The sequence below is a fragment of the Gramella sp. MT6 genome, assembly GCF_019357415.1.
Taxonomy (GTDB): Bacteria; Bacteroidota; Bacteroidia; order Flavobacteriales; family Flavobacteriaceae; genus Christiangramia.
Genome location: NZ_CP048410.1, coordinates 955,630 through 977,187, shown reverse-complemented (window position 1 = coordinate 977,187; position 21,558 = coordinate 955,630). Strand labels below are relative to the sequence as shown.

20 protein-coding genes and 1 pseudogene are annotated in these 21,558 nt (G+C 40.2%); 8 read left to right on the top strand and 13 right to left on the bottom strand.

Going from position 1 to position 21,558, the window contains the following annotated elements; genetic code table 11:
* Positions 1-94: 94 nt before the first annotated feature.
* The gene (gene dinB / locus G3I01_RS04480; RefSeq protein WP_219551467.1) at positions 95-1,186 is read right to left on the bottom strand and encodes a DNA polymerase IV; all 1,092 of its coding nucleotides are present in this window, start codon (positions 1,184-1,186) and stop codon (positions 95-97) included.
* 161 nt (positions 1,187-1,347) lie between these two features.
* Between dinB and G3I01_RS04475 the strand changes: the two genes are divergently transcribed.
* Genes G3I01_RS04475 through G3I01_RS04460 form a run of 4 tightly spaced genes read left to right on the top strand, consistent with a single transcriptional unit; the run spans position 1,348 to position 3,923 of the window.
* Positions 1,348-2,019 carry an NAD(P)H-binding protein gene (locus tag G3I01_RS04475; RefSeq protein ID WP_219551465.1) on the top strand — a complete coding sequence of 224 codons (672 nt, stop codon included), beginning with the start codon at positions 1,348-1,350 and terminating at the stop codon, positions 2,017-2,019.
* Positions 2,020-2,487: a CYTH domain-containing protein gene (locus G3I01_RS04470; RefSeq protein ID WP_219551463.1), complete on the top strand. Its 468-nt coding sequence runs from the start codon at positions 2,020-2,022 to the stop codon at positions 2,485-2,487.
* A complete protein-coding gene (locus tag G3I01_RS04465) occupies positions 2,487-2,990 on the top strand; it encodes a YciI family protein (protein ID WP_219551461.1) in 504 nt (167 codons plus the stop codon). Before G3I01_RS04470 ends, G3I01_RS04465 begins: the two co-directional genes overlap by 1 nt.
* A gap of 3 nt (positions 2,991-2,993) precedes the next feature.
* Positions 2,994-3,923, top strand: coding sequence for a DUF5996 family protein (locus G3I01_RS04460; protein WP_219551459.1), 930 nt, complete (start codon positions 2,994-2,996; stop codon positions 3,921-3,923).
* On the opposite strand, the gene trxA is transcribed toward G3I01_RS04460, so the two are convergent.
* From trxA to G3I01_RS04420, 8 genes are all read right to left on the bottom strand, one after another.
* Positions 3,920-4,216: a thioredoxin gene (gene trxA / locus G3I01_RS04455; RefSeq protein WP_219551457.1), complete on the bottom strand. Its 297-nt coding sequence runs from the start codon at positions 4,214-4,216 to the stop codon at positions 3,920-3,922. The two genes, G3I01_RS04460 and trxA, sit on opposite strands and share 4 nt — an antisense overlap.
* Before the next feature lie 57 nt (positions 4,217-4,273).
* Positions 4,274-5,122, bottom strand: coding sequence for a phosphatase PAP2 family protein (locus G3I01_RS04450; RefSeq protein WP_219551455.1), 849 nt, complete (start codon positions 5,120-5,122; stop codon positions 4,274-4,276).
* Between the two features lie 74 nt (positions 5,123-5,196).
* A complete protein-coding gene (locus G3I01_RS04445) occupies positions 5,197-6,594 on the bottom strand; it encodes an efflux transporter outer membrane subunit (RefSeq protein WP_219551453.1) in 1,398 nt (465 codons plus the stop codon).
* A 21-nt stretch (positions 6,595-6,615) separates the two neighbouring features.
* A complete protein-coding gene (locus tag G3I01_RS04440; RefSeq protein ID WP_219551451.1) occupies positions 6,616-9,747 on the bottom strand; it encodes an efflux RND transporter permease subunit in 3,132 nt (1,043 codons plus the stop codon).
* A gap of 22 nt (positions 9,748-9,769) precedes the next feature.
* Complete coding sequence (locus G3I01_RS04435; protein WP_219551449.1) at positions 9,770-10,900, bottom strand: efflux RND transporter periplasmic adaptor subunit; 1,131 nt, start codon at positions 10,898-10,900, stop codon at positions 9,770-9,772.
* Between the two features lie 28 nt (positions 10,901-10,928).
* Positions 10,929-11,411, bottom strand: coding sequence for an ArsR family transcriptional regulator (locus G3I01_RS04430; protein WP_219551447.1), 483 nt, complete (start codon positions 11,409-11,411; stop codon positions 10,929-10,931).
* A gap of 153 nt (positions 11,412-11,564) precedes the next feature.
* The gene (locus G3I01_RS04425; RefSeq protein WP_219551445.1) at positions 11,565-12,398 is read right to left on the bottom strand and encodes a phospholipase A; all 834 of its coding nucleotides are present in this window, start codon (positions 12,396-12,398) and stop codon (positions 11,565-11,567) included.
* 159 nt (positions 12,399-12,557) lie between these two features.
* Entirely contained in the window at positions 12,558-13,631 is a 1,074-nt protein-coding gene (locus tag G3I01_RS04420; protein ID WP_219551443.1) for an isoaspartyl peptidase/L-asparaginase, read from the bottom strand.
* Positions 13,632-13,871: 240 nt separating this feature from the next.
* Between G3I01_RS04420 and G3I01_RS04415 the strand changes: the two genes are divergently transcribed.
* From G3I01_RS04415 to G3I01_RS17210, 3 genes and pseudogenes are all read left to right on the top strand, one after another.
* A complete protein-coding gene (locus G3I01_RS04415; RefSeq protein ID WP_219551441.1) occupies positions 13,872-14,414 on the top strand; it encodes a 3-hydroxyanthranilate 3,4-dioxygenase in 543 nt (180 codons plus the stop codon).
* 60 nt (positions 14,415-14,474) lie between these two features.
* On the top strand, positions 14,475-16,028 hold the full coding sequence (locus G3I01_RS04410; RefSeq protein ID WP_219551439.1) for an aldehyde dehydrogenase family protein: 1,554 nt from the start codon (positions 14,475-14,477) through the stop codon (positions 16,026-16,028).
* 176 nt (positions 16,029-16,204) lie between these two features.
* A pseudogene (locus tag G3I01_RS17210) lies at positions 16,205-16,528 on the top strand (YkvA family protein); the annotation flags it as partial.
* 151 nt (positions 16,529-16,679) lie between these two features.
* On the opposite strand, the gene G3I01_RS04400 reads toward G3I01_RS17210, so the two are convergent.
* The 4 genes from G3I01_RS04400 to G3I01_RS04385 form a co-directional block, all read right to left on the bottom strand.
* Entirely contained in the window at positions 16,680-17,684 is a 1,005-nt protein-coding gene (locus G3I01_RS04400) for an acyl-ACP desaturase (protein ID WP_219551435.1), read from the bottom strand.
* 156 nt (positions 17,685-17,840) lie between these two features.
* On the bottom strand, positions 17,841-18,569 hold the full coding sequence (locus G3I01_RS04395) for a metallophosphoesterase family protein (protein ID WP_219551433.1): 729 nt from the start codon (positions 18,567-18,569) through the stop codon (positions 17,841-17,843).
* A gap of 1 nt (position 18,570) precedes the next feature.
* Complete coding sequence (locus tag G3I01_RS04390) at positions 18,571-19,707, bottom strand: ATP-binding protein (protein WP_219551431.1); 1,137 nt, start codon at positions 19,705-19,707, stop codon at positions 18,571-18,573.
* 13 nt (positions 19,708-19,720) lie between these two features.
* The gene (locus tag G3I01_RS04385) at positions 19,721-20,470 is read right to left on the bottom strand and encodes an SDR family NAD(P)-dependent oxidoreductase (RefSeq protein WP_219551429.1); all 750 of its coding nucleotides are present in this window, start codon (positions 20,468-20,470) and stop codon (positions 19,721-19,723) included.
* Positions 20,471-20,633: 163 nt separating this feature from the next.
* On the opposite strand from G3I01_RS04385, the gene G3I01_RS04380 reads away from it, so the two are divergent.
* A complete protein-coding gene (locus tag G3I01_RS04380; protein ID WP_219551427.1) occupies positions 20,634-21,482 on the top strand; it encodes a DUF4382 domain-containing protein in 849 nt (282 codons plus the stop codon).
* Positions 21,483-21,558 lie beyond the last annotated feature (76 nt).

The following is a 21,558-nucleotide window of genomic DNA, read 5'->3' as shown; positions in this document are numbered from 1 at the left end:
CATAGAATTTTAAAAGCCACGTATGAATGATTTATCATTGCAATCGTGGCTTTTTCTTTTTAGTTCAGCTGTGATATTAATGCTGAATAACTTCCTAAAACTTAAATTTTAACTGAACTGAGATCTCTTTTTTCTCTTCCTGAGAGTCTCCTTTTTCTGTATTCAGATTTGATAAACTTATCCCGAGTAACCTTACCGAATTCTTCATTTTCTCCTGGTAAAGCAATTCTTTTGCGATCTCCAAAATAAGTTCTTTACTGGAAATAAAATAGCTGATCGTTTTACTGCGGGTTTGCTGAGTAAAATCACTGTATTTTATCTTTAAGGTGACTGTTTTCCCGGCAACTTTGCTTTTGTTTAACCTACGTTCTATTTCTTCAGCAATATTTTCGAGCCTCTCCAGCATGAATATCTCAGAAGAAATATTCTCATTGAAAGTCCTTTCTGCACCTAGCGATTTTCTTATTCTATGGGGCTTTACTTCACTGTGGTGTATGCCTCGAACCACATTATAGAAATGTGCCCCGCTCTTTCCAAAATGTTCGGTAAGATATTCTTCGGTTTTCAGCTTCAGGTCTTTTCCACTGAAAATTCCCAGACGATACATTTTTTCCGCGGTAACCTTTCCCACACCATAAAATTTCCTGATATCCAGTTCTTCAAGGAATTCAAGAACTTCTTCCGGCGGAACGGTTTTCTGCCCGTTGGGTTTATTCACATCGCTGGCTACCTTGGCAATGAATTTATTTATAGATATTCCGGCAGAGGCATTCAAACCGGTCTTTTCCTTAATTCGATTTCTAATTTGTTTAGCGATAAGGGTAGCGCTGGGCAATCCTTTTTTGTTTTCAGTGACATCTAAATATGCCTCATCCAGGGAAAGGGGTTCCACCAGATCTGTATATTCAAAAAACACTTCCCTTATCTGGCCAGAGATCTCTTTATATCTTTCAAATCTCGGTTTTACGAATATCAGGTCGGGACAGTTCCTTTTTGCAATTACACTGCTCATGGCACTTCGCACTCCAAATTTTCTTGCCTCGTAACTGGCGGCACTTACCACTCCTCTCTGAGAGCTTCCTCCTACTGCAACCGGCTTTCCCTGAAGTTCCGGATTATCCAATTGCTCTACCGAAGCATAAAAAGCATCCATGTCTATATGGATTATTTTACGAAGTTTTTCCACAGGGTAAATTTAGTGAAACTACATTTCCGCAAGCTAAAGGCAAAAGAGAAATGATTCTGATTTTAGTATTGATAGAGTAATTCTGAATTTTGCCATTATAGATCTATCCAGGATTTATTTTCTTCGGCATATAACTTATCTTTATATAGTACTTTGTAACGATGGAACAAAAAACAGCAATAATACTAGGGGCTACCGGTTTAACTGGCGGGTTGCTTCTTGATAAATTAATACAGGACGACAGGTATCAAAAAATACTGGTCTTCACCCGCAATCATGTTCGACAGAAACATGAAAAAATAGAAGAATATCTTATAGATCTTTTTGAGCTGGATCAATTTCAGAATCTTTTTAAGGCAGATGAAGTGTATTGTTGCGTGGGTACTACGAAACAAAAAACTCCGGATAAGGAAAAATACCGAAAAGTGGATTTTTGTATTCCGGCTACCGCGGCGAAACTTTCGAAAAAGAACAAGATAAATACCTTCCAGGTGATTTCGGCAATGGGCGCAGATCAAAATAGCCGTATTTTTTATAATAGGGTAAAGGGAGAAATGGAAGGTGCGGTTATGGAGCAAAAGATCTCTAAAACTTATATTCTTCAGCCTTCCCTTATTGGGGGAGAGCGTGAAGAAAGCAGGCCGCTGGAATATATCTGGAAAAAGATAATGAATGTAGGCGATCATCTTCTGGTTGGAAAATTACAGAAATATCGAACTATTCATCCCGCCACTATTGCTGATGCAATGATCTACCTGGCCAATAATGAATATCGCAGCGGTATCATTCAGAATGATGAGATCAAAAAAATAGCAGAAAAAGAAAGAAAATAAATGACAGAAATAGAAAGAAAGTTTTTAGTCAAATCCAATGATTTCAAAAAAGAAGCCTCGAAAAAAACACTATTTATTCAAGCCTATCTAAACACACATCCTGAAAGAACTATCAGGATAAGAATCACAGATGATAAAGCGTTTATGACCATTAAAGGGAAATCATCTGAAAATGGTTTGACCAGGTTTGAATGGGAAAAGGAAATTCCTATGGATGAAGCTAAAGAACTATTGAAAATATGCGAACCCGGTAAGATCGAAAAATACAGGTACCACGTAGATCACGGTGATCATGTATATGAAGTAGATGAATTTCTTGAAGATAACCAGGGCCTGGTTCTGGCAGAAGTTGAACTCGAGGACGAAGAAGAGAAGTTCAAAAAGCCTGACTGGCTGGGTGAAGAAGTAACCGGGGACTTAGCTTATTATAATTCTAACCTGATTAATAAACCTTATAAGAACTGGTAATGAGAAAGACAATTTTATCTATTTTCTTAGGCTTGAGCTTGGTGGGATGTAATGATACTCCGCAAGATGAGCATTCAGAAAATAAAAATGCAGAGCTTCAAAAAGATAGTGTTAAAACCAATGATATCGCATCTTTAGAAGAGCAATTAAAAAAGGATGGATATCAGACTTTTAGTTATAAAGAAGGGGATACCACCTATTTAATGCAGCAATATTATATGGTATTTTTAAAATCGGGACCTACGCGTAGTCAGGATTCCACCGAGGCAGCAGAACTTCAAAAGAAACATATGGCGCATTTAAGCCGTCTTTATGAAGAGGGTTATACCAGTTTAACCGGGCCCATGGGTGATGATGGGGAGCTACGTGGAATTGTGGTTTTTAATACGGCTACCCAAAAAGAAGCAGATAGTCTGGCAAATATGGATCCTATGGTAAAAGCAGGGAGACTCGTTGTTGAGGTTCATCCATGGTGGGTTGCCAAAGGAGGTAAATTGAAATAAATTATGGAAAATATCAATGTTTTACCGGGGTTGAGATATGTAGGAAATGAGAAGAAAAAGCTCACGTTGCATCTGTATTTTCAGATCCTTGGAAAGGTCAGGATGTGTTTCATGCCCCGGAAAAATCATTGGTGGTACATAACTCTATATGTTAATGAAAAAGGATTTACTACCGGCCCAATACCCATAGAGAATGGATTTGAATCCTTTTCTCTTACTCTTAATATTCTTGAAAACAAGCTCGATATTTTTAAAAGTACAGGGGAGATAAGATCCTTCAGACTGGAAAAAGGTCTTAGTGTTTCCGATTTCTATAATTATTTGCTCAGTATTCTTAAGGAACTTGATATAAATGTAAAGATCAATGGGAAACCATTCGACCTGAACATCGATAAAAGGTTTTCTGAGATTACAGAATATCATCACTACAATAAAGAATATGTAACTAGTTACTGGAAAACCTTTTTATGGGTTAGCTCGGTATTTAAGGAATTCAGCGGCAGATTTTATGGAAAGACCTGTCCTGTGCATTTGTATTGGCATTCCATGGATCTTGCGGTCACTCGTTTTTCGGGAAAAAAAGCTCCTGCAATGCCTGCTGAAGCAAGAACTTCAGATAAAGATGCTTATAGCCATGAATGTATAAGTTTTGGCTTTTGGGCAGGGGATGAGAATGTACAGGAACCGGCTTTTTATTCCTATACTTTTCCTTCTCCCGAAAATCTGGACAATCAGCCACTCGAACCTGGAAATGCTAACTGGATCATGAATAATGGCAGCCCTATGGCTGTTTTAACCTATGCAGACCTTCAGGAAGTAGATAATCCAAGAAAGATATTGCTTGAGTTTCTAGAAAGTGCTTACCAGGCAGGGGCTTCTGTTGCTGGCTGGGATATTGAAAATTTTAAAGTACCTCCATTAAAGGATCTTTAAATGGAAGTGATCTTATCTACGATCACATGTTTGGGTAATACTCCAGATTCACGCCATAATTGTTTTCCGTCTTTGAAGATCATCATGGTGGGAACTCCTCTTACCTGGTATTTTGCTGCCAGCGACTGATTCTTATCCACATCAATTTTAACGATCTTCACTTTTTCTCCTAATTCAGACTTGACCTCCTTTAAAATTGGAGCTAGAGATTTACAGGGACCACACCAGTCGGCATAGAAATCTATCAAAACGGGAGTGTCACCTTTGATTATTTCGTTGAAACTACTTTTCATGATCTTTAATTTACTGAAATTTAAAAAATCCCGATAATTAAAACAGCCAATACAAGGTTAAAAAGTTCCCACGAGACCTACCCGGCCAAGGCCAATATGCATTTTCCAGCTTATCGCTTTTTCTTTTTCTACTCCGTAGTCTCTTTCTGTATCAAGGTATTTGTCTATTGTGTCTACAACCGCCACACTAAGAGCAAGACTAAGTCCAACATCGGTAAGCCAGTGCGCGCCATCCCAGAGTCTGGATAACGGTGCAATAAGCCCTACTCCCATAAGTCCTGCTTTTACAAACGGACTTTCAAATTGCTTGGATAATGCATACATAGTGGTGAAAGATAGTATAGTATGTCCTGATGGAAATGAATGGAAAGTTCCTTCCTTACTGAAAGGCTCGAAACTGGCTTTTCCTTCTTCAGCTGTTGGTCTGGCCCTTCCAACCGCCGTTTTTGAGATCGACTGGATAATACCGGATGCAGTTGCGGCAGAGATCATTAAAACTCCTGTTTTTCTGATCTTCTCATTTTTTGTAAATAGCCCTACTAGGTATACCGCGCCGGTAATACCATAGTTGTTTTGAGGGCTTCCAAAATACCATCCAAAATCACGAACCACAGAAGGTGCCTTTTCACCTTGTTCTATAAAATATTCACTAGTCTCTTCATCAAATATATAAAGTGCAGCAGTACCTGCTACAACTGCACTCGCCACTACGAAATCATCTTTTTGCCAGTGCAAGGGAGAGGTATAGGCTTTTTTAAGACCACCAAATGCGCTTGCCCCGTCATATTTCATGAGTTCCCAGGTGGAGGGAAGACTATCCTTAGAGGTTAACTGTTGAGCATTAATTCCATTTAGGAATAATACTGAAAGTAGAAATAAGATAAAAACCGGGTTATAATCCTTCATAAATTTTTTAAAAAATGACCTCAGGCTGCGAAAGCCTGAGGTCAGATTCAACCAACAACTAACAAAATAAATTTTTATTGCCATCCGCCACCAAGGGCTTGATATAGGTCTACCACTGCCTTTAGCTGGTTATATTTAGCATTAGTAAGATCTAAGCTTGAATTTAGTGCATTTTCCCGGGCTGTTAAAACTTCCAGGTAATTGGCAAGCCCGTTATTTAATAATTCTTCAGAATATTCTGTAGCGAGCCCATATGCCTCGTATTCCTTTTGTTTTACCTCGATCTTATTTGTGGCTGCCTGATAGGTATAAAGCGCATCTGAAACTTCCTTGCTGGCCGTTAAAATAGCCCTTCTGAATTCCAGCCGGGCCTGTTCCTGTTGAGCCTGGGAAACCTCATATTCTGTCCTTATCCTTCTCCCGTTCAAAATAGGCTGTGCAATACCCCCAATGATCGTTGCAAAAAGAGAATTAGTGTCAAAAAGATCAGCCGCACGAAGTGCCTGTAGTCCTCCTGATGCTGTTAGCGTAAGAGAGGGATAAAAGTTGCTCTTTGCTACATTGGTAAGCTCGAAAGCGTTTACCAGATCATATTCAGCTGCGATCACATCTGGCCTGTTTCTTAATAATTGTACGGGTACACCAATATTAAGTTCTGTAGTGATCTCCTGTTCACCAAGTTCTGTCCGTTCTATCTGCATAGGAGCTTCTCCCAGAAGTATAGATAAAGTATTCTCCAGTAATCTTTCCTGGTTTTCAAGATCTATTAAAATCCCTTGCGCTGTGTATAATTGTGCTTCGGTTTGTTTCACGCCTACTTCGGTAAGGTTACCGGCTTCTTTTAAAGCCTGGGTGGTTTCGAGGCTGTTTTCGCGTGTTTCAATGGTCTCCTTAGTGATCTTTATTTGCTCGTCCAGAGATAACAACTGGTAGTAAGTAGAAGCAATACCAGCGATGAGCCTGGTCTTTACCGCTTGGTGAGCGGCAATACTTTGCAGGTAACGGGCATCAAATGCTCGTTTCTGGCTTCTGATCTTTCCCCAGATATCTGCTTCCCAGGATAGGTCGGCACTTAATTGATACTGATCTACCGAACTAAAAAGACTACCAAACTGGCCATTTTCAGATAACTCTTGGTGAGTATATGTTCCGCTTCCGTTCAGGGTGGGTAAATAACCCGCTTTTCCCTGTTTCACATAAGCTTCCGCAGCGATTATCTGCTGCATAGCTACTCTTATATCTATATTATTTTCGAGCCCCTTTTCGATGTAATCCTGCAGGATCGGGTCTGTGAACATTTCTGTCCACGAGATATTGGCCATATTCAGGCTATCCTTCTGGATATTATCTGTGCGGTAATATTCTTCCTCCACTACTTCTGGCTGATCGTATTCTTTTGCAACAAAACACGATTGAAGGCTTAAGATACCTACGCCTGCAATTAGGAATTTGATATTATATATTCGTTTCATCTTAAATGATACTTTTCTAAATTATTGGTTCTCTACTGCTCCCGGTTTCTTTCCAACTTTTTCCTGAAGCCACTGGAAGAGCATAAATAAAATTGGGATCACAAATACTCCGGTAACCGTTCCTATCAACAGTCCCCCAGCGGCACCGGTTCCAATCGAGCGGTTACCTTCCGCACCAACTCCAGTGGCAAGTACTAGCGGTAGAAGACCCAGGATAAAGGCAAACGAGGTCATTAGGATTGGCCTTAACCTCGCCTTGGCACCATGAATTGCAGCATCAGCGATAGATTCTCCACGCCTTCTTCGCTGAATTGCAAATTCCACGATCAGGATCGCATTCTTGGCCAGAAGTCCTATCAGCATGATAAGCGCGATCTGGAAATATATGTTATTCTGCAGCCCTGCGAATTTTGTGGTGATATAAGCTCCAAAAACTCCCAATGGTAGAGAAAGCAATACCGAAAATGGTAATAAATAGCTTTCATATTGCGCGGCAAGCAGGAAATAAACGAACAGTATGGAAAGTAGAAATATCGTGGTGGTTTGGTTCCCGGCATTTACTTCCTCTCTGGTCAATCCTGAATAAGCTGTGCTATAATTTTCAGGGAGGGTAGAAGATACTTCTTCTATGGCTGCAATAGCATCTCCCGAACTATACCCGGGATTAGTCGCACCCGATAGCTTGGTAGAATTAAAAAGGTTGAACCTGGTCACAGATTGTGGCCCGTAAACTCTTTTAAGACTAACAAACTGGGTAATAGGAGCCATTTCACCGGAATCTGTCCTTACATACAGTTTATTCAAGTCGCTTTTTTCAGCACGATCCTGTGGAAGCGCCTGGACATACACTCGGTATTGCTTTCCGAATTTTGTAAAATCGGCGGCGTAAATCCCTCCAATATAACCCTGCAAAGTAGTGAAGATCTCCCTTGTGGTCACTCCTTTTTCTTTTGCAAGCGGAACATTCAGCATTAATTCATACTGAGGATAATTAGTATTGAAGGAGGATTGGGCATATTGTATTTCAGGCCTCTGGCTTAACTTCTGAATAAATTCCTGGTTCGCTGCATCCAACTCATCAAAACTGGAACCCGACCTGTCCAGAAGATTTACTTCAAATCCAGAGGAGTTTCCAAATCCAGGAATACTCGGTGGAGCGAAAAAGATAATGTTCGCCTCGGGCATTGTCGCAGCCACACCGAACAATTTCCCGGTGATCGCTTCTACTGAAAGTTCATCTGTATCTCTTTCATCCCAATCGTCAAGTTTTATAAACCCAAGGCCGTAGTTACTACCGGCACCGTTGAGCAAACTCCTACCTGAAATCACAGAAACACCTTCTACACCTTCTAAGCCTTGAATTTTATTATATAATTTGTCATTTACTTCCTGGGTACGGTCTATAGAAGCCCCTGCCGGAAGTTCAACATTCACGAAAATTAATCCTCGATCCTCATCTGGCACAAAGCCGGATGGAGTAGTTCTGGAGGACCACCATATTCCCCCTAGGGCAAGTAAAAGAATTACTGCGGTGATCCATTTATTCTTATATAAAAACTCCAAGGAACGGCCATATCGGTGAATCGTTGCATTAAAGCCTCGGTTGAAAGCATCATAGAACCTTTGCAAATAGGTTTTCTTAGATTTGTCTTTTTCATCATGAGTTTTCAGGAACAGGGCACATAAAGCCGGACTCAATGTTAGTGCGTTTACTGCAGAAATGGCAATTGCTACAATAAGGGTGATCCCGAATTGCTCATAGAAAACTCCCGTTGGTCCCTGGATGAAAGTTACCGGAATAAAAACCGCCGCCATGACCAGGGTAATGGAAACAATAGCTCCTGAAATTTCATGCATTGCATCTACAGTCGCCTTTTTTGCACTTTTTGCACCATCATCCAGTTTGGAGTGAACTGCCTCCACGACTACGATCGCATCATCCACCACAATACCAATGGCCAGTACCAATGCGAAAAGGGTAAGCAGGTTGATAGAATATCCAAATAAGTTAAGGAAGAAAAAAGTACCTACAATGGATACAGGAACGGCAATTGCCGGGATCAAAGTTGACCTGAAGTCCTGAAGGAATATGAAAACCACCAGGAAAACCAGGATAAAAGCTTCAATTAAAGTGTGAACCACTTTGTTAATTGAGGCATTCAGGAATTCATTCGTATTATAGGGAACATAGAGTTCTAAGCCTTCCGGCAGTTCTTTTTCGATCTCCACCAGCCGGTCTTCGATCTCCAGGATGATATCACGGGCATTAGAGCCTTTAGTTTGAAATATCCCCATGTTAACAGCAGGCAGACCTTTTGTTTTTGAATTTCCGTTATAGGATTGGGCATCCAGTTCTATTTTTGCCACATCTTTAAGTCTCAGAAATTCACCATTCCCCAGTGCTTTAATTATAATATCGCTGTATTGCTCTTCAGAGTTATATCTTCCGCTGTATTTAATGGTATATGAAAAGGTCTCCCCATTATTTTCTCCTAAAGAACCTGCGGCTGCTTCAAGACTTTGCTCATTAAGCGCTGCAAGAACATCTGAAGGTACAAGGTTATAGGCGGCTAGTTTATCTGGTTGAAGCCAGATTCGCATTGCGTAATCCTTTCCTCCAAAAACCAATACATTACCAACCCCGTTAACCCTTTGAATTTCGGGAATCACATTAATTTTTAGATAATTCTGAATATAGGTATCATCATATTCCTCATTATCGCTGTATACCGAGAAGTACATCAGTGCACTGGTCTGCTGCTTCTGAGTGGTTACCCCAGTTTGTTTCACCTCAGAGGGTAGCAACGGGTTTGCCCGCGCAACACGGTTTTGCACATTTACCGCGGCAATATCGGGATCTACTTCCTGGTCAAAGAAGACAGTGATCTCTGCAGTACCATTATTGGTGGCGGTTGAGGTAATATAAGTCATTCCTTCTACCCCGTTTATCTGCTCTTCAATAGGAATAATAACACTTTCCAGCACGGTTTCTGCATTGGCACCGGGATAAGAAGTACTTACAGTTACTGTAGGCGGTGCGATATCAGGATACTGGGTGATTGATAAATTCAGGAGACCGAGGATTCCCAGAATTACTATAATTATCGAGATCACCGTAGATAGTACGGGTCTTTCTATAAAAGTCTTTAGCATAATTCTTCTTTTTCAGTATGGCTTATCTGAATACTTGTTCAATGGGTTTGGCAATGCTGTCGAATGGAACCGGTTGAGGTTTGATCTCGGTGTCTGGTCTTAATTTAGACAGGCCTTTCGCCACGATACTATCGCCTTCCTTTATTCCCGATTTTACCACGTAGAGATTATCTATAGTAGTAAGCACTTCTATTACCGAAGTATTTACTTTATTGCCTTCCCCTAATTTATAGACAAGGATCTTACCTTGTTTTTCATAAGTTGATTCCTGAGGCACTACTACGGCATTTTCATAAGTTTTAGGGATAAGGATCTTACCGCTATTCCCATTGGTGAGAAGTCTTGAAGGATTATCAAAAACCGCCCTGAAAGAGATAGAACCGGTATTTTCATTTACCTGGGAGTTGATGGTTTCTATAGTTCCCATCTCACTGTATTTGCTGCCATTGGCAAGTTCCAATTGCACTTTCGGCATATTTTCGATTTTATCTTCAACGGTTTCTCCTGCATTATTCTGAAGAAAATCCAGGTAATCTACCTCGCTTAAAGAAAAGTAGGCGTAAACCTTACTTATATCACTCACTGTAGTTAAAGGTTCCTGGTTGGTAGGACTAACTAAAGCTCCTTCTCTTAACCGGATCGCACCTACGTAACCATCCACCGGACTTTTAATATTGGCGTAGCCGATATTTGCCGTGATGCTATTATAATTGCTTTTGGCTTGCTGCAGTTTAGCTTTAGCTGTTTCCAGTTGGACCTCACTAATAATATCTTTCTCCACCAAAGGCTTAAGTTTATCAACTTCAACCTGTGCAGCATTTACATTTGCTTTTGCCGCGGCAGCATCCTGGTTTAAGGATTGGGTTTCCAGTTTGAACAATACCTGGCCCTTCTTTACTTTCTGACCTTCGTCCACAAGAACATTGGTGATATATCCACTTACTTTCGCTCTAACTTCACTATTCACAATACCTTCAATACTTACCGGATAGGTAGTATATCCAGTGACTGTTTTGGTAGGTACCTCTGTTACAGGGTAAGGCATGGCTTGTGTAGCAGGTGCTGCTTTCGCTTCTGAGTTTTGGTCGCTACCACAGGAAACAAGGCTTAGTGCTCCCGCAAGTACAGCTATATATTTAATCGCTTTTTTCATGATTTCTCTATTCAGATTTTTCGGGGGATTATTCAATGGTAATTTTATTCATTTGCTCTATGGTATTCTCCAGGTTCTGCTTTTGAGCAATTAGATATTCCTTGTAAAGCATGGCCACACCACCAGTTTTCTTGAATTTCTCAGTGTTGAATTCAGCGTTGAAACTCTGTATCTTTTCTACCAGACGAATATCTTCTCTTACCTGATCTAACTGGTCTAAAAGATTATTTTTAAGATAGGTTCTGCTAGCGCGAAAATATCTTTTGCGGTCGCCAGGCTTTGTGAAATACTCTACTTTATTGGTTTGCATTAATAAATTGAGCTGGGTAGAAACTGAGCTTTTACTGGCTCCGGTGATCTCAATAATCTCATCGAATGTATGGCCGTCATTAGGAGAAAGGATCATAATAACATAGATCCTGGCCGCCAGGGGAGCAAGTTTGTGCACTTTCTCAAAGTGTACCCCAATCTCCTCAATCAATTTCTGTTTTTCCGGTGAGCAACAATTCATAGTATGTTTTTTACATAAATAAGCGTGCAAATATACAATTGGTTCGGAATTTACCGAACTAATCAAACCCTAAAAATTAGTTAAACCTGATAATTTAGAAATGGAAGTAAAAAAGATGGTTTACGGGAAATCCTGTTGTAGAATTCTGGATTACTACCGGGTCTTAAGAATATCGAGGTCTGAGGATTTAATAACATAGCCTAGCCGGATCATACTAGTGTACTTATTATAGTCAATTAAACTTTCTGCATAGCCGGCAAACCACTCTAACATGAGATATTGGTTACCTGAATTATTAAAAAGCTTGTAATAGATCTTGGAACCCACAGAGCCTTTCCATCCTTCAAGGCCTTTCCGAATAGTTACTTCCCCAATAAACCGGTTTGAAAAAAAGGTTTGTTCAACTTTTACCTCACCAAGACCAACATAGTCCAGAAGATCTGGATGCGGATCTTTATAGGCAAATGGAATCCAGGCTTTCAAGCTTAGAGTTGTTCTTCTGCCTAAAGGAGTATGGAAAGCCCCAATTACCCTATTCCAGCTTCTGCTTTCCAACCCATCTCTTCCATTGGATTCATGTTCGAATTTTAACTCGGCAAGGCCGAATATATATCCTTCTTTATTAAAAAGTGGTTTACCTAAACCAATAGCTGGATTAAAATTGATCTCCTCGAATGGACTGGATTTGCTATATACATTCCAGAAAGCCTTCTGTGAATAACTGAGAAACAAGTAGCTATTCAATGGCAAGGTAGTCCTGGTCACCAGTTGTTTAAAGCTTATCTGGTATTTGATATCGGCATTGTCTTTTGTAGTTGGCTTGTTGGTTGGAATACCGCTAATAAAGTAATTGTCATGATAGCTGGAAAAGAACGGCATGGTTTGAATTGTATCGTAAACCTGTTCTCTGCTAAGTCGCTGTCCCAGGCTATCTATAGGCGACGAAATAGCTAAAATTAAAAACCAGAAAAAAAACAATCGCTTCATTATCTCAGTTTTAAGCCTTTGCAGCAGGAAGTTTTTAAGTACACAAAGATACTTTTAACTTTTTAGGCAAGCTATTAACTACGGACAGGTTATGCTCAAACAAAGCATAAAAAAAGCTCCATGGATTTGGAGCTTAGAGTATTGGTGGTATTAAGATGCTTATTCTTCAGCTTCATTTTCTTTATAAAGCCCTATACTAAGTTTACCTTTTCTGTTCATGGCAGCGCGATACATTCCTGCAGTATTGAACTCCATGGCCACGTTTCCCTCATGATCTATCGCAATGATTCCGCCATTCCCACCCATATCTGGTACTTTCTTCTGGATCACTTCACTGGCTGCCTCTTTAAGTGAGACTCCTTTATATTCCATCATGGCTGAAATATCATAAGCCACCACACCTCTTATAAAGAACTCTCCCCAGCCCGTGCTTGATACCGCGCAGGTTTTATTATTGGCAAAGGTTCCTGCACCAATTATTGGAGCATCTCCAATACGGTTATATTTTTTATTGGTCATTCCACCAGTGGATGTGCCGGCAGCAAGATTACCATTTTTATCCAGGGCAGCGCAACCAACGGTTCCAAATTTTTCATCTTTAATGAACGGATCGTAAAATGCAGTTTTATTGTTCTTCTCTTTTTCACGCTCTCGTGCTCTTTCCATGGATCTGAAGCGTTTTTCAGTATAGAAATACTCGGGATCCACTATTTCCAGTCTCTGTTCTTTCGCGAATTGTTCAGCGCCTTTCCCGGAAAGCATCACGTGTTCTGAATTCACCATGACCTCATAGGCAAGGTTGATAGGGTTTTTTACATTGGTCACTCCGGCCACAGCTCCGGCATTCAGGGTTTCTCCGTCCATAATAGAAGCGTCCAGTTCATTTTTACCCTCATTAGTAAAGACAGCTCCTTTGGCAGAATTGAAAAGAGGACTATCTTCCATCACGTTGATAGTTCTTTGCACGGCTTCAAGGGCAGTCCCGCCATTGGCGAGGATCTCATGTCCTGTTCTAATCGCTTCTTCAAGTTTCAATTTATATGCTTTTTCCAATGAATCGCTCATGTTCTCTTTCAAAATGGTACCGGCGCCCCCGTGAATTACAATTCCGAAATTTGGTATGGAATCTTTCTGCTCTGAAACGGGTTGTTCATTTTCTGCGGAATCCTGCGTGGTTTTTTCATTACAACTAATGAAAAGTATCAGGCTGAATAGAAAAAGGACTTTTTTCATGGTTTGGGATTAATTTTGGTTGAAATTAATAAAAATCAAGCTATAAGTCTTAATTCTGGCAATTTTGAATCTTTTGTGCCAGCGATAGCAGCGTAAAGCCCGCAGGAGACTTTTAGGTGACGAGGACTTGCAGCGGATAGCGCGGTGCCCGAATTCCAGGGCAGGCGCTCAGAGAGATATTAAGACTATCCTATGACTTTTCTAAAAAGTAATGTTTAATTTTAGTAAAAAATAGAAAATATGGCAGTTAATGAGCCTTTCAATTTAAATAAATGGATCGAACAGAACCGGGATACTTTGAAACCGCCTGTTGGAAACCGAAATCTCTACAAGGAATCTGGAGATTATATCGTAATGGTGGTTGCAGGGCCTAACGCTCGTAAGGACTACCATTATAATGAAACCGAAGAGCTTTTTTATCAGCTCGAAGGTAACATTCAGGTTCATATACAGGAAGACGGGAAGAAGCGAACGATGGAGCTCGGGCCTGGAGATATGTACCTGCATCCTGCAAAAGTGCCTCACTCTCCCGAAAGAGGTGAAAACTCGATTGGGTTGGTCGTAGAACGAAAGAGGATCGGTGAGGAAGGCAAGGATGGCTTAATGTGGTTCTGCGATAACTGCAACCATAAATTATACGAAGTGTATTTCCCGCTTCAGGATATAGAGACAGACTTTCTCAAGCATTTCAGGCATTTTTATAACAGCGAAGAATTAAGGACCTGCAACAATTGCGGGGAAGTGATGCCTGTGGATTCCAGATTCACATCTGAGGTGGAATAGAGCTTTATTTTTACTATTTTCGCAACAACTACACAAATTAATCGATAAAAACGCAAATTAATGAGCAAAATTGCTGAAGAATTCGGGATTAAAAAAGCCCTGAAAGATTTAGGATTGAACGACATCAATAATGGTACTTCTACCGGAACCAACTGGTTTAGTAACGGAGATATCATTGAATCATATTCGCCTGTAGACGGTGCTTTAATTGGTAAAGTTAAAGCGACAACTAAGGAAGATTACGAAAAGGTAATTACTACTGCTGAAAAAGGTTTTAAGGAATGGAGAACCTGGACGGCACCACAGAGAGGTGAAGTAGTGCGCCAGTTCAATGACGAATTAAGAAGACTGAAAGAGCCCCTGGGGAAACTCGTATCTTATGAAATGGGTAAATCTTACCAGGAAGGTCTTGGAGAGGTTCAGGAAATGATCGATATCTGCGATTTCGCAGTAGGTCTTTCCAGACAACTGTACGGACTTACCATGCATAGTGAGCGCCCAGGACATAGAATGTATGAGCAATACCATCCTCTAGGAGTGGTGGGAATTATATCTGCCTTTAACTTTCCGGTGGCGGTATGGTCTTGGAATACTGCTTTAGCATGGGTTTGTGGAGATGCCTGTATCTGGAAAGGTTCAGAAAAGACTCCAATGACCTCTGTAGCCTGCCAGAATATTGCGGCGAGAATATTTGCTGAAAATAATGTGCCTGCAGGGATCTCAAGTTTGATTACCGGGGATTATAAAGTAGGAGAGATGATGACCACAGATGAGCGTGTGCCTTTAATATCGGCTACCGGTTCTATTAGAATGGGTAAGATCGTGGCGCAGGCAGTTGCGGCCAGACTTGGAAAATCACTACTTGAACTAGGAGGAAATAATGCCATTATCGTTACTCCAGACGCGAATATTAAGAATACCGTGATTGGTGCTGTATTTGGAGCGGTTGGAACTTGCGGACAGCGTTGTACTTCTACGAGAAGACTTATCGTGCACGAAGATGTTTATGACAAAGTGAAGGATGCTATCGTGAACGCATACAAACAAATTAGAATTGGTAACCCACTGGATGAAAATAACCATGTTGGGCCGCTTATCGATAAGGATGCAGTGAAGAACTACCAGGTTGCTTTAGACAAAGTGGTAGAAGAAGGCGGAAAAATACTGGTTGAAGGCGGAGTGCTTGAAGGCGAAGGTTACGAAAGCGGATGCTATGTAAAACCAGCCATCGCTGAAGCTGAAAATCATTTTGAGATCGTACAGCACGAGACTTTCGCGCCGGTACTTTATATCATGAAATATAAAGGAGATGTTAGCAACGCGCTAGAATTTCAGAACGGGGTGAAGCAGGGGCTTTCTTCAGCAATTATGACCAACAACCTTAGAGAGGCTGAAAGATTTCTTTCTGCCGAAGGATCTGATTGTGGAATTGCCAATGTGAATATTGGTACTTCCGGAGCTGAGATCGGTGGAGCCTTTGGTGGTGAAAAAGAAACTGGTGGAGGTCGTGAAAGCGGATCAGATGCCTGGAAGATCTATATGAGAAGACAAACAAACACGATCAATTATACCACTGAATTGCCGTTGGCACAGGGAATTAAATTCGATTTATAGTTTAGTTTTTTAAGTGTGAAAGATAGCCTCGCAAATTGCGGGGCTTTTTTATTTCCCTGGTTTTCAGAAGCCAACTTTTTGTAGTCTAAGTTAAATCGAACTTAAATGAAGCCAACTTTCTTGTCTTCAGCCTTAATAATTTTTATTTTCGGCTCAGATAAAATATTTTAAACAACATGAGCGAAATTTCCAGAGAACAGGCGAAAGAAGAACTTTCTAAAAGAACGAAAGATTTTGATAAAGATGATGTAGAGAAGGTAATAGATAAGGAAGAACAGATCCTGGATAAATTTGAAAGCAAAGGTAAGCTGAAAAGATATATGGACGATGCCGTCCTTCTATTCTCGCTGGTTAGAGATTATGCCAGCGGTTCTTATCGTGAGATTCCATTTAATATAGTGGCCGCAGCTGGTGCAGCTTTATTATATGTTCTTTCTCCAATAGACCTTATTCCAGATTTTATTCCGGTCTTAGGTTATCTTGATGATGCTGCCGTAGTTGCTTTCTGTCTAAATTTGATGGAAAAGGATCTTGCTTCTTATAAGTTATGGAGGGATGGAAATACCGAAACTTCATAATTCCAGTTTATATTATAAATAAAAAAGCCTGCTATTTCTATAGCAGGCTTTTTTAATATTTTCAGTGTGGTTTTTAAACCACTCCGTTAGCTTCAACCCATTTAAATTGATGCTGATCTTTTGGAATTGCTATCCTATCTGCGATCCTGGTCATCCTGTCTGGAAGTGCCATCAGGTAGTCACGGGCTTTTTCAGCATCGTCTGTAAGTGATCTCATTTTATCGATCTCCCAGTATGCATTTAATTTCTTAAGGATATCGATATAGTCGTAAGTTGTATACACACCCAATCTTTGAGCGGCATTGGAGAAGTTTTCAAAAGCTTCAGCAATTCCCTGGCCAGATTCTCTAATGAACTGTGCAGGCATAACGATCTTTTTCTTCATCATGTCCTGGAAAGCAAGCATCATTTCACTAGGATCATGCTCAAAAATTGTCTTTACAAATTCTCTGTAAGCCATATAGTGTCTCATCTCATCTCCTGCGATGATATTACACATCTTACCAAGCATTTTGTTTCCTTTCTTTTTGGCCAGCTGTCCCACACGTTTGTGAGAGATATTGGTTGCAAGTTCCTGGAAACTGGTATAAACGAAATTTTTATAAGGATCCCTTCCGGTTCCTATATCAAAACCGTCATTGATAAGGTGCTGAGTCGTTTTTTCGATCTCCTTCATATCTACTCTACCAGAAAGGTAAAGGTATTTGTTAAGTGTATCTCCGTGTCGGTTTTCTTCACCGGTCCACTGGCGAACCCATTTTGCCCAACCGTTTTGTTCGCCGCTATTAGCGCCATGCTGTTCCACACCTTCCATATCCATTAACCAGGATTCGTAGGTAGGTAATGCCTCTTCAGTAACCATATCAGCTACAAGTACCACCCAAAAATCGTATCCAAGTTCCTTGGCTTCTTCTCTTATTTGGTGAACTTCTTCAAACCCGGATTCATCCTGAAGGTTTGGAAGCAAATCTGTAGGTTGCCAGATCTCATCTACCGGAATCAAGTACTGATCGATGAAACCCTGTACAGATTTCTCCACCGTTTGCATTACTTCTAAACGTATATTCTTTAAACTCATTTCTTATTTCTTAGGGTCTAATATTCTTTTATAATTCATTGTACTGCAAAAAACGTGCAGCATTCAAAAATAATCCAAAATCATAAATACAGGTCTTGGAATAGATTGAACTTCAAATATATGAATAGTCTTTTAGAGGGCGCAATAAATAAAAGCCTAATTTCTGCCCTGCTCATCAGGGTAGAAAGTGTGCACGGGATCACTTTGATAAACTTCCTTCGAGTCTACGTCTAATGCTGAAATAGGCCCCATAAATGCTGCACCTGTATCTACATTCCAGATGTTAGCCTTATTAACCGGAGTCGTTTCGCCAATACGGGTAACCGGTGTGTGTCCTATATAAATTTCTTTAAAGTGGCTTAGTCTTTTAGGGTAACGATGGTCATTTAGGTCTAAAGCATCATCCATAGAAAGAGCCATTTCCCATAATGTACGGTCCCAGTAAAATGCTGTTTCGTGATATTCGAATTCTGGGCCATGTAAATTAGTAAACCCCGCATGAACAAAAAGCCGGTCTTCTTTATCATGATAATAATTCACCATTTCCCGGAAGAATTTTTTATGCCTGTTCTTATCTTGCTCATTAAATTTCCGGTAGGCATTAAGGCTTGATTGGCCTCCATGCTCCAGCCATTTCTGATTCATCTCACCTGTTTCCAGCCATTTATGTGCCAGGTCATCATGATTACCTCTCATAAATATGCATGAATTCTGTTTAGCAAGATCTATAAGATAAGTGACGGTGTTGGCTGAATCACTCCAGCCATCAACATAATCTCCAAGGAATATTAGTTCGTCCTTTGGATTCAGGTCTATCTTTTTTAGTAATTGGATAAGTGCTTTAAGTCCTCCGTGCAGATCTCCAAATACGAGTGTTCTCGACATATTAATTGTATTTCACCTTTCTTAAAATTCGCATACTTTCTTTATAGGAATGGTATACCTCCTGACTATAAGCCTTAAGATAAGGTTTGGCTTCCTCAAGCTTGGTTAAAGCTTCGGTAAAATTATTTAAATAGCATAATAAATAAGTAGAAGGCAGGTTTCTAATATCTTTTTTTTCGGTGGCGTTCAGCTCAACGCCTTTTTTTAATTTTTCGATCAGGGATCTGTTGGTATTGTAGATATGATAAAGTGTTCTTTTATTGAACCGCGGTGGAACGAACAAAAGTTTGCTATCTATGTCATAGCTGCCATTATCTCTAAACCTGATCACTACCTCTTCAAGGGGATAGTATTGAAACTGGTCATGTAAACCAAGATGGACATATTCGGTGATCTTGAACTGATCTTTGTCTTCAACAATGCTAACTTCATCCAGATCTGAATAGAATAATTTTACCTGTTCATTGATGAGTTCAATATCTACCCTCGAAAAATAGGTTTCATTCTTGATCTTCTTTTCCTTCCCCGCCCAGCAAACCACGAAATACTCCTTAAAAACCCTGTAAGATGGGTTGTAATCTTTTCTTTTCTTCATGAAATCGAAAACACCATCTAAAGTATATTCAAGATTATTATGAGAATGGTTTTCGATAGAAGCAACGATGGCGGAATTGACATCTTTTATCTCGATATCAAACACCTTGGGCATGCTAATACTTCCATCCCGGAGAAAGACCGATCCGCCGTAATACTTCCAGATATTTTTTCTGAAAGAACAGATCTTACCATGATTAGGCCTAATGGTCACCAGACCTACTACCAAGTGGTCTGGAAGATGCGGAAAAGGTATGTTTTCGTAAGATATTATAGGTGGATTGCTGAGGTACGCATTCACAAGGTTCTGTATCTTACTGTCATCAAAAAAGTCGATTCCAACAATTCTACTGTCCTCATCTTCGACCCCTATAACGATATAAGAGTTGTTCTCGGGATTGGAATTAGATAAGGCGCAAATATGTTTCAGGAATTTTGCCTTGCCTTCTTTTTCACCAATATTCAACTGTCGCTTTTTGTCATAAAAGCTGTTCTCATCATTGTGAGCAAGCAGGTTTTTTATGAGGAGGCGTTTGTTGATCACGAGATATCAATTTTTATTTTTTATCCAGAATGGTGCTAGTAGCCTGCGCTGTTGGCATAACCGTAAGATCTGCGATATTTACATGATAAGGTCTGGTGACTACAAAATGAATGATATCTGCAATGTCATCGGGTTGTAATGCCTTAAATCCCTGGTAAACTTTTTCAGCTTTATCTGAATCTCCCTTGAATCTTACATCACTAAATTCTGTCTGAGTAAGACCTGGGTTTACCGCACCTACACGAATTCCATTTCCGTTAAGGTCAATTCTCATTCCCTGGTTAATAGCATCCACGGCATGTTTGCTCGCGCAGTAAACATTTCCATTCGGGTATACTTCTTTTCCTGCTGTGGATCCAATATTAATAATATGACCAGACTGTCGTTCGATCATTCCTGGAATTACTGCCTTACTTACATATAGAAGTCCTTTTACATTAATATCCAGCATCGCATCCCAGTCATCCATGCTTCCAGATTGAATTGGATCCAGGCCATGTGCATTACCGGCATTATTCACCAGAATATCTATATTTCGAAATTCTTCAGGTAAGGAACCGATTTTCTGTAGAACTTCTTCGCGGTTCCTCACATCAAAACTGAGGATATGTACCGAAGTTTCCACAGATAGCTCTTTTTTCAGGTTTTCAAGCCTGTCTGTCCTTCTTCCGCAAATAATGAGTCTAAATCCATCTGAGGCGAACTTAATCGCTGTAGATCTCCCAATGCCGCTAGTGGCGCCGGTTATTAAGGCAGTTTTCATATTTTGAATTTTAGTTTCTAATGTAAGAAACAATTAAGTCATACTGCATCAAAGTCTATTAATGCATGGTTAAGTTCCGTTAAATTTTGTTAAATAAAAAGGCCTGTGGGAAATCTTGCACAAAGCTTGCCGTTACTCTTGGCAAAACCTATAAAATCTACTTATGAGATATTTGAAGAATGTAACTTTAAAAAGTTTGATGATCGCAACTTTCATTTCCCTTGGATTAACAAGTTGTAGCGAAGACGATGATTCCAACCCTTCAGGTGAAGGTCAGGCAAATCTAACAGTTAGAATGACCGATGCTCCTGGTGATTACGACGCGGTTTTCGTTGATGTACAGGATATTGAAATACATGTGGAGGCCGATAGTGAAATGGACGCCGAGGCTGACGTTGACGGTGACGGATGGGTTAGCGTTGGTGATGTGAATACTGGGGTTTATGACCTACTGGAGCTTACCGGAGGTGTGTCCCAGCTATTAGCCGATACAGAAGTACCTGCAGGATATGTGAGCCAGATGCGTTTGATCCTTGGATCTGAAAACTCGGTGGTGGTAGATGGTGTTGAACAACCATTAAACACTCCAAGTGCACAGCAATCTGGACTTAAACTTCAGTTGAACCAAACTTTTGAAGCTGGAGAGAACTATGCTTTCCTTCTGGATTTCGATGTGGATAAGTCTATTGTAGCTACTGGTAATGGAAGTTATAACCTTAAACCGGTTATCAGACTTTCTGCTGAAGCTGATGCAGGAGTTGTAGTTGGAGCCGTGGTTTTACCAATGGACATTGAAACTTCTGTTCAGAGTCTTGTAGTATTAACCGGGGAATCTGTTACTATCTCTGCTTATACCGATGCTGAAGGTAACTTCTCTTTAAACGGAGTGCCTGCGGGGGTTTATAGTTTAGAAGTAATTCCAGAGGCAGATGCTAATCTGGACACTTATGCAATTGGAACTGTAGAAGTAAAACCAAATGAAACTACAGACCTTGGAGAGTTGACTCTATAATATTTTTAGAAAATAAATTTTTGTAAAAGGCAACACTGCAAAGTGTTGCCTTTTTAATTTTAACCTTTTTTTAACC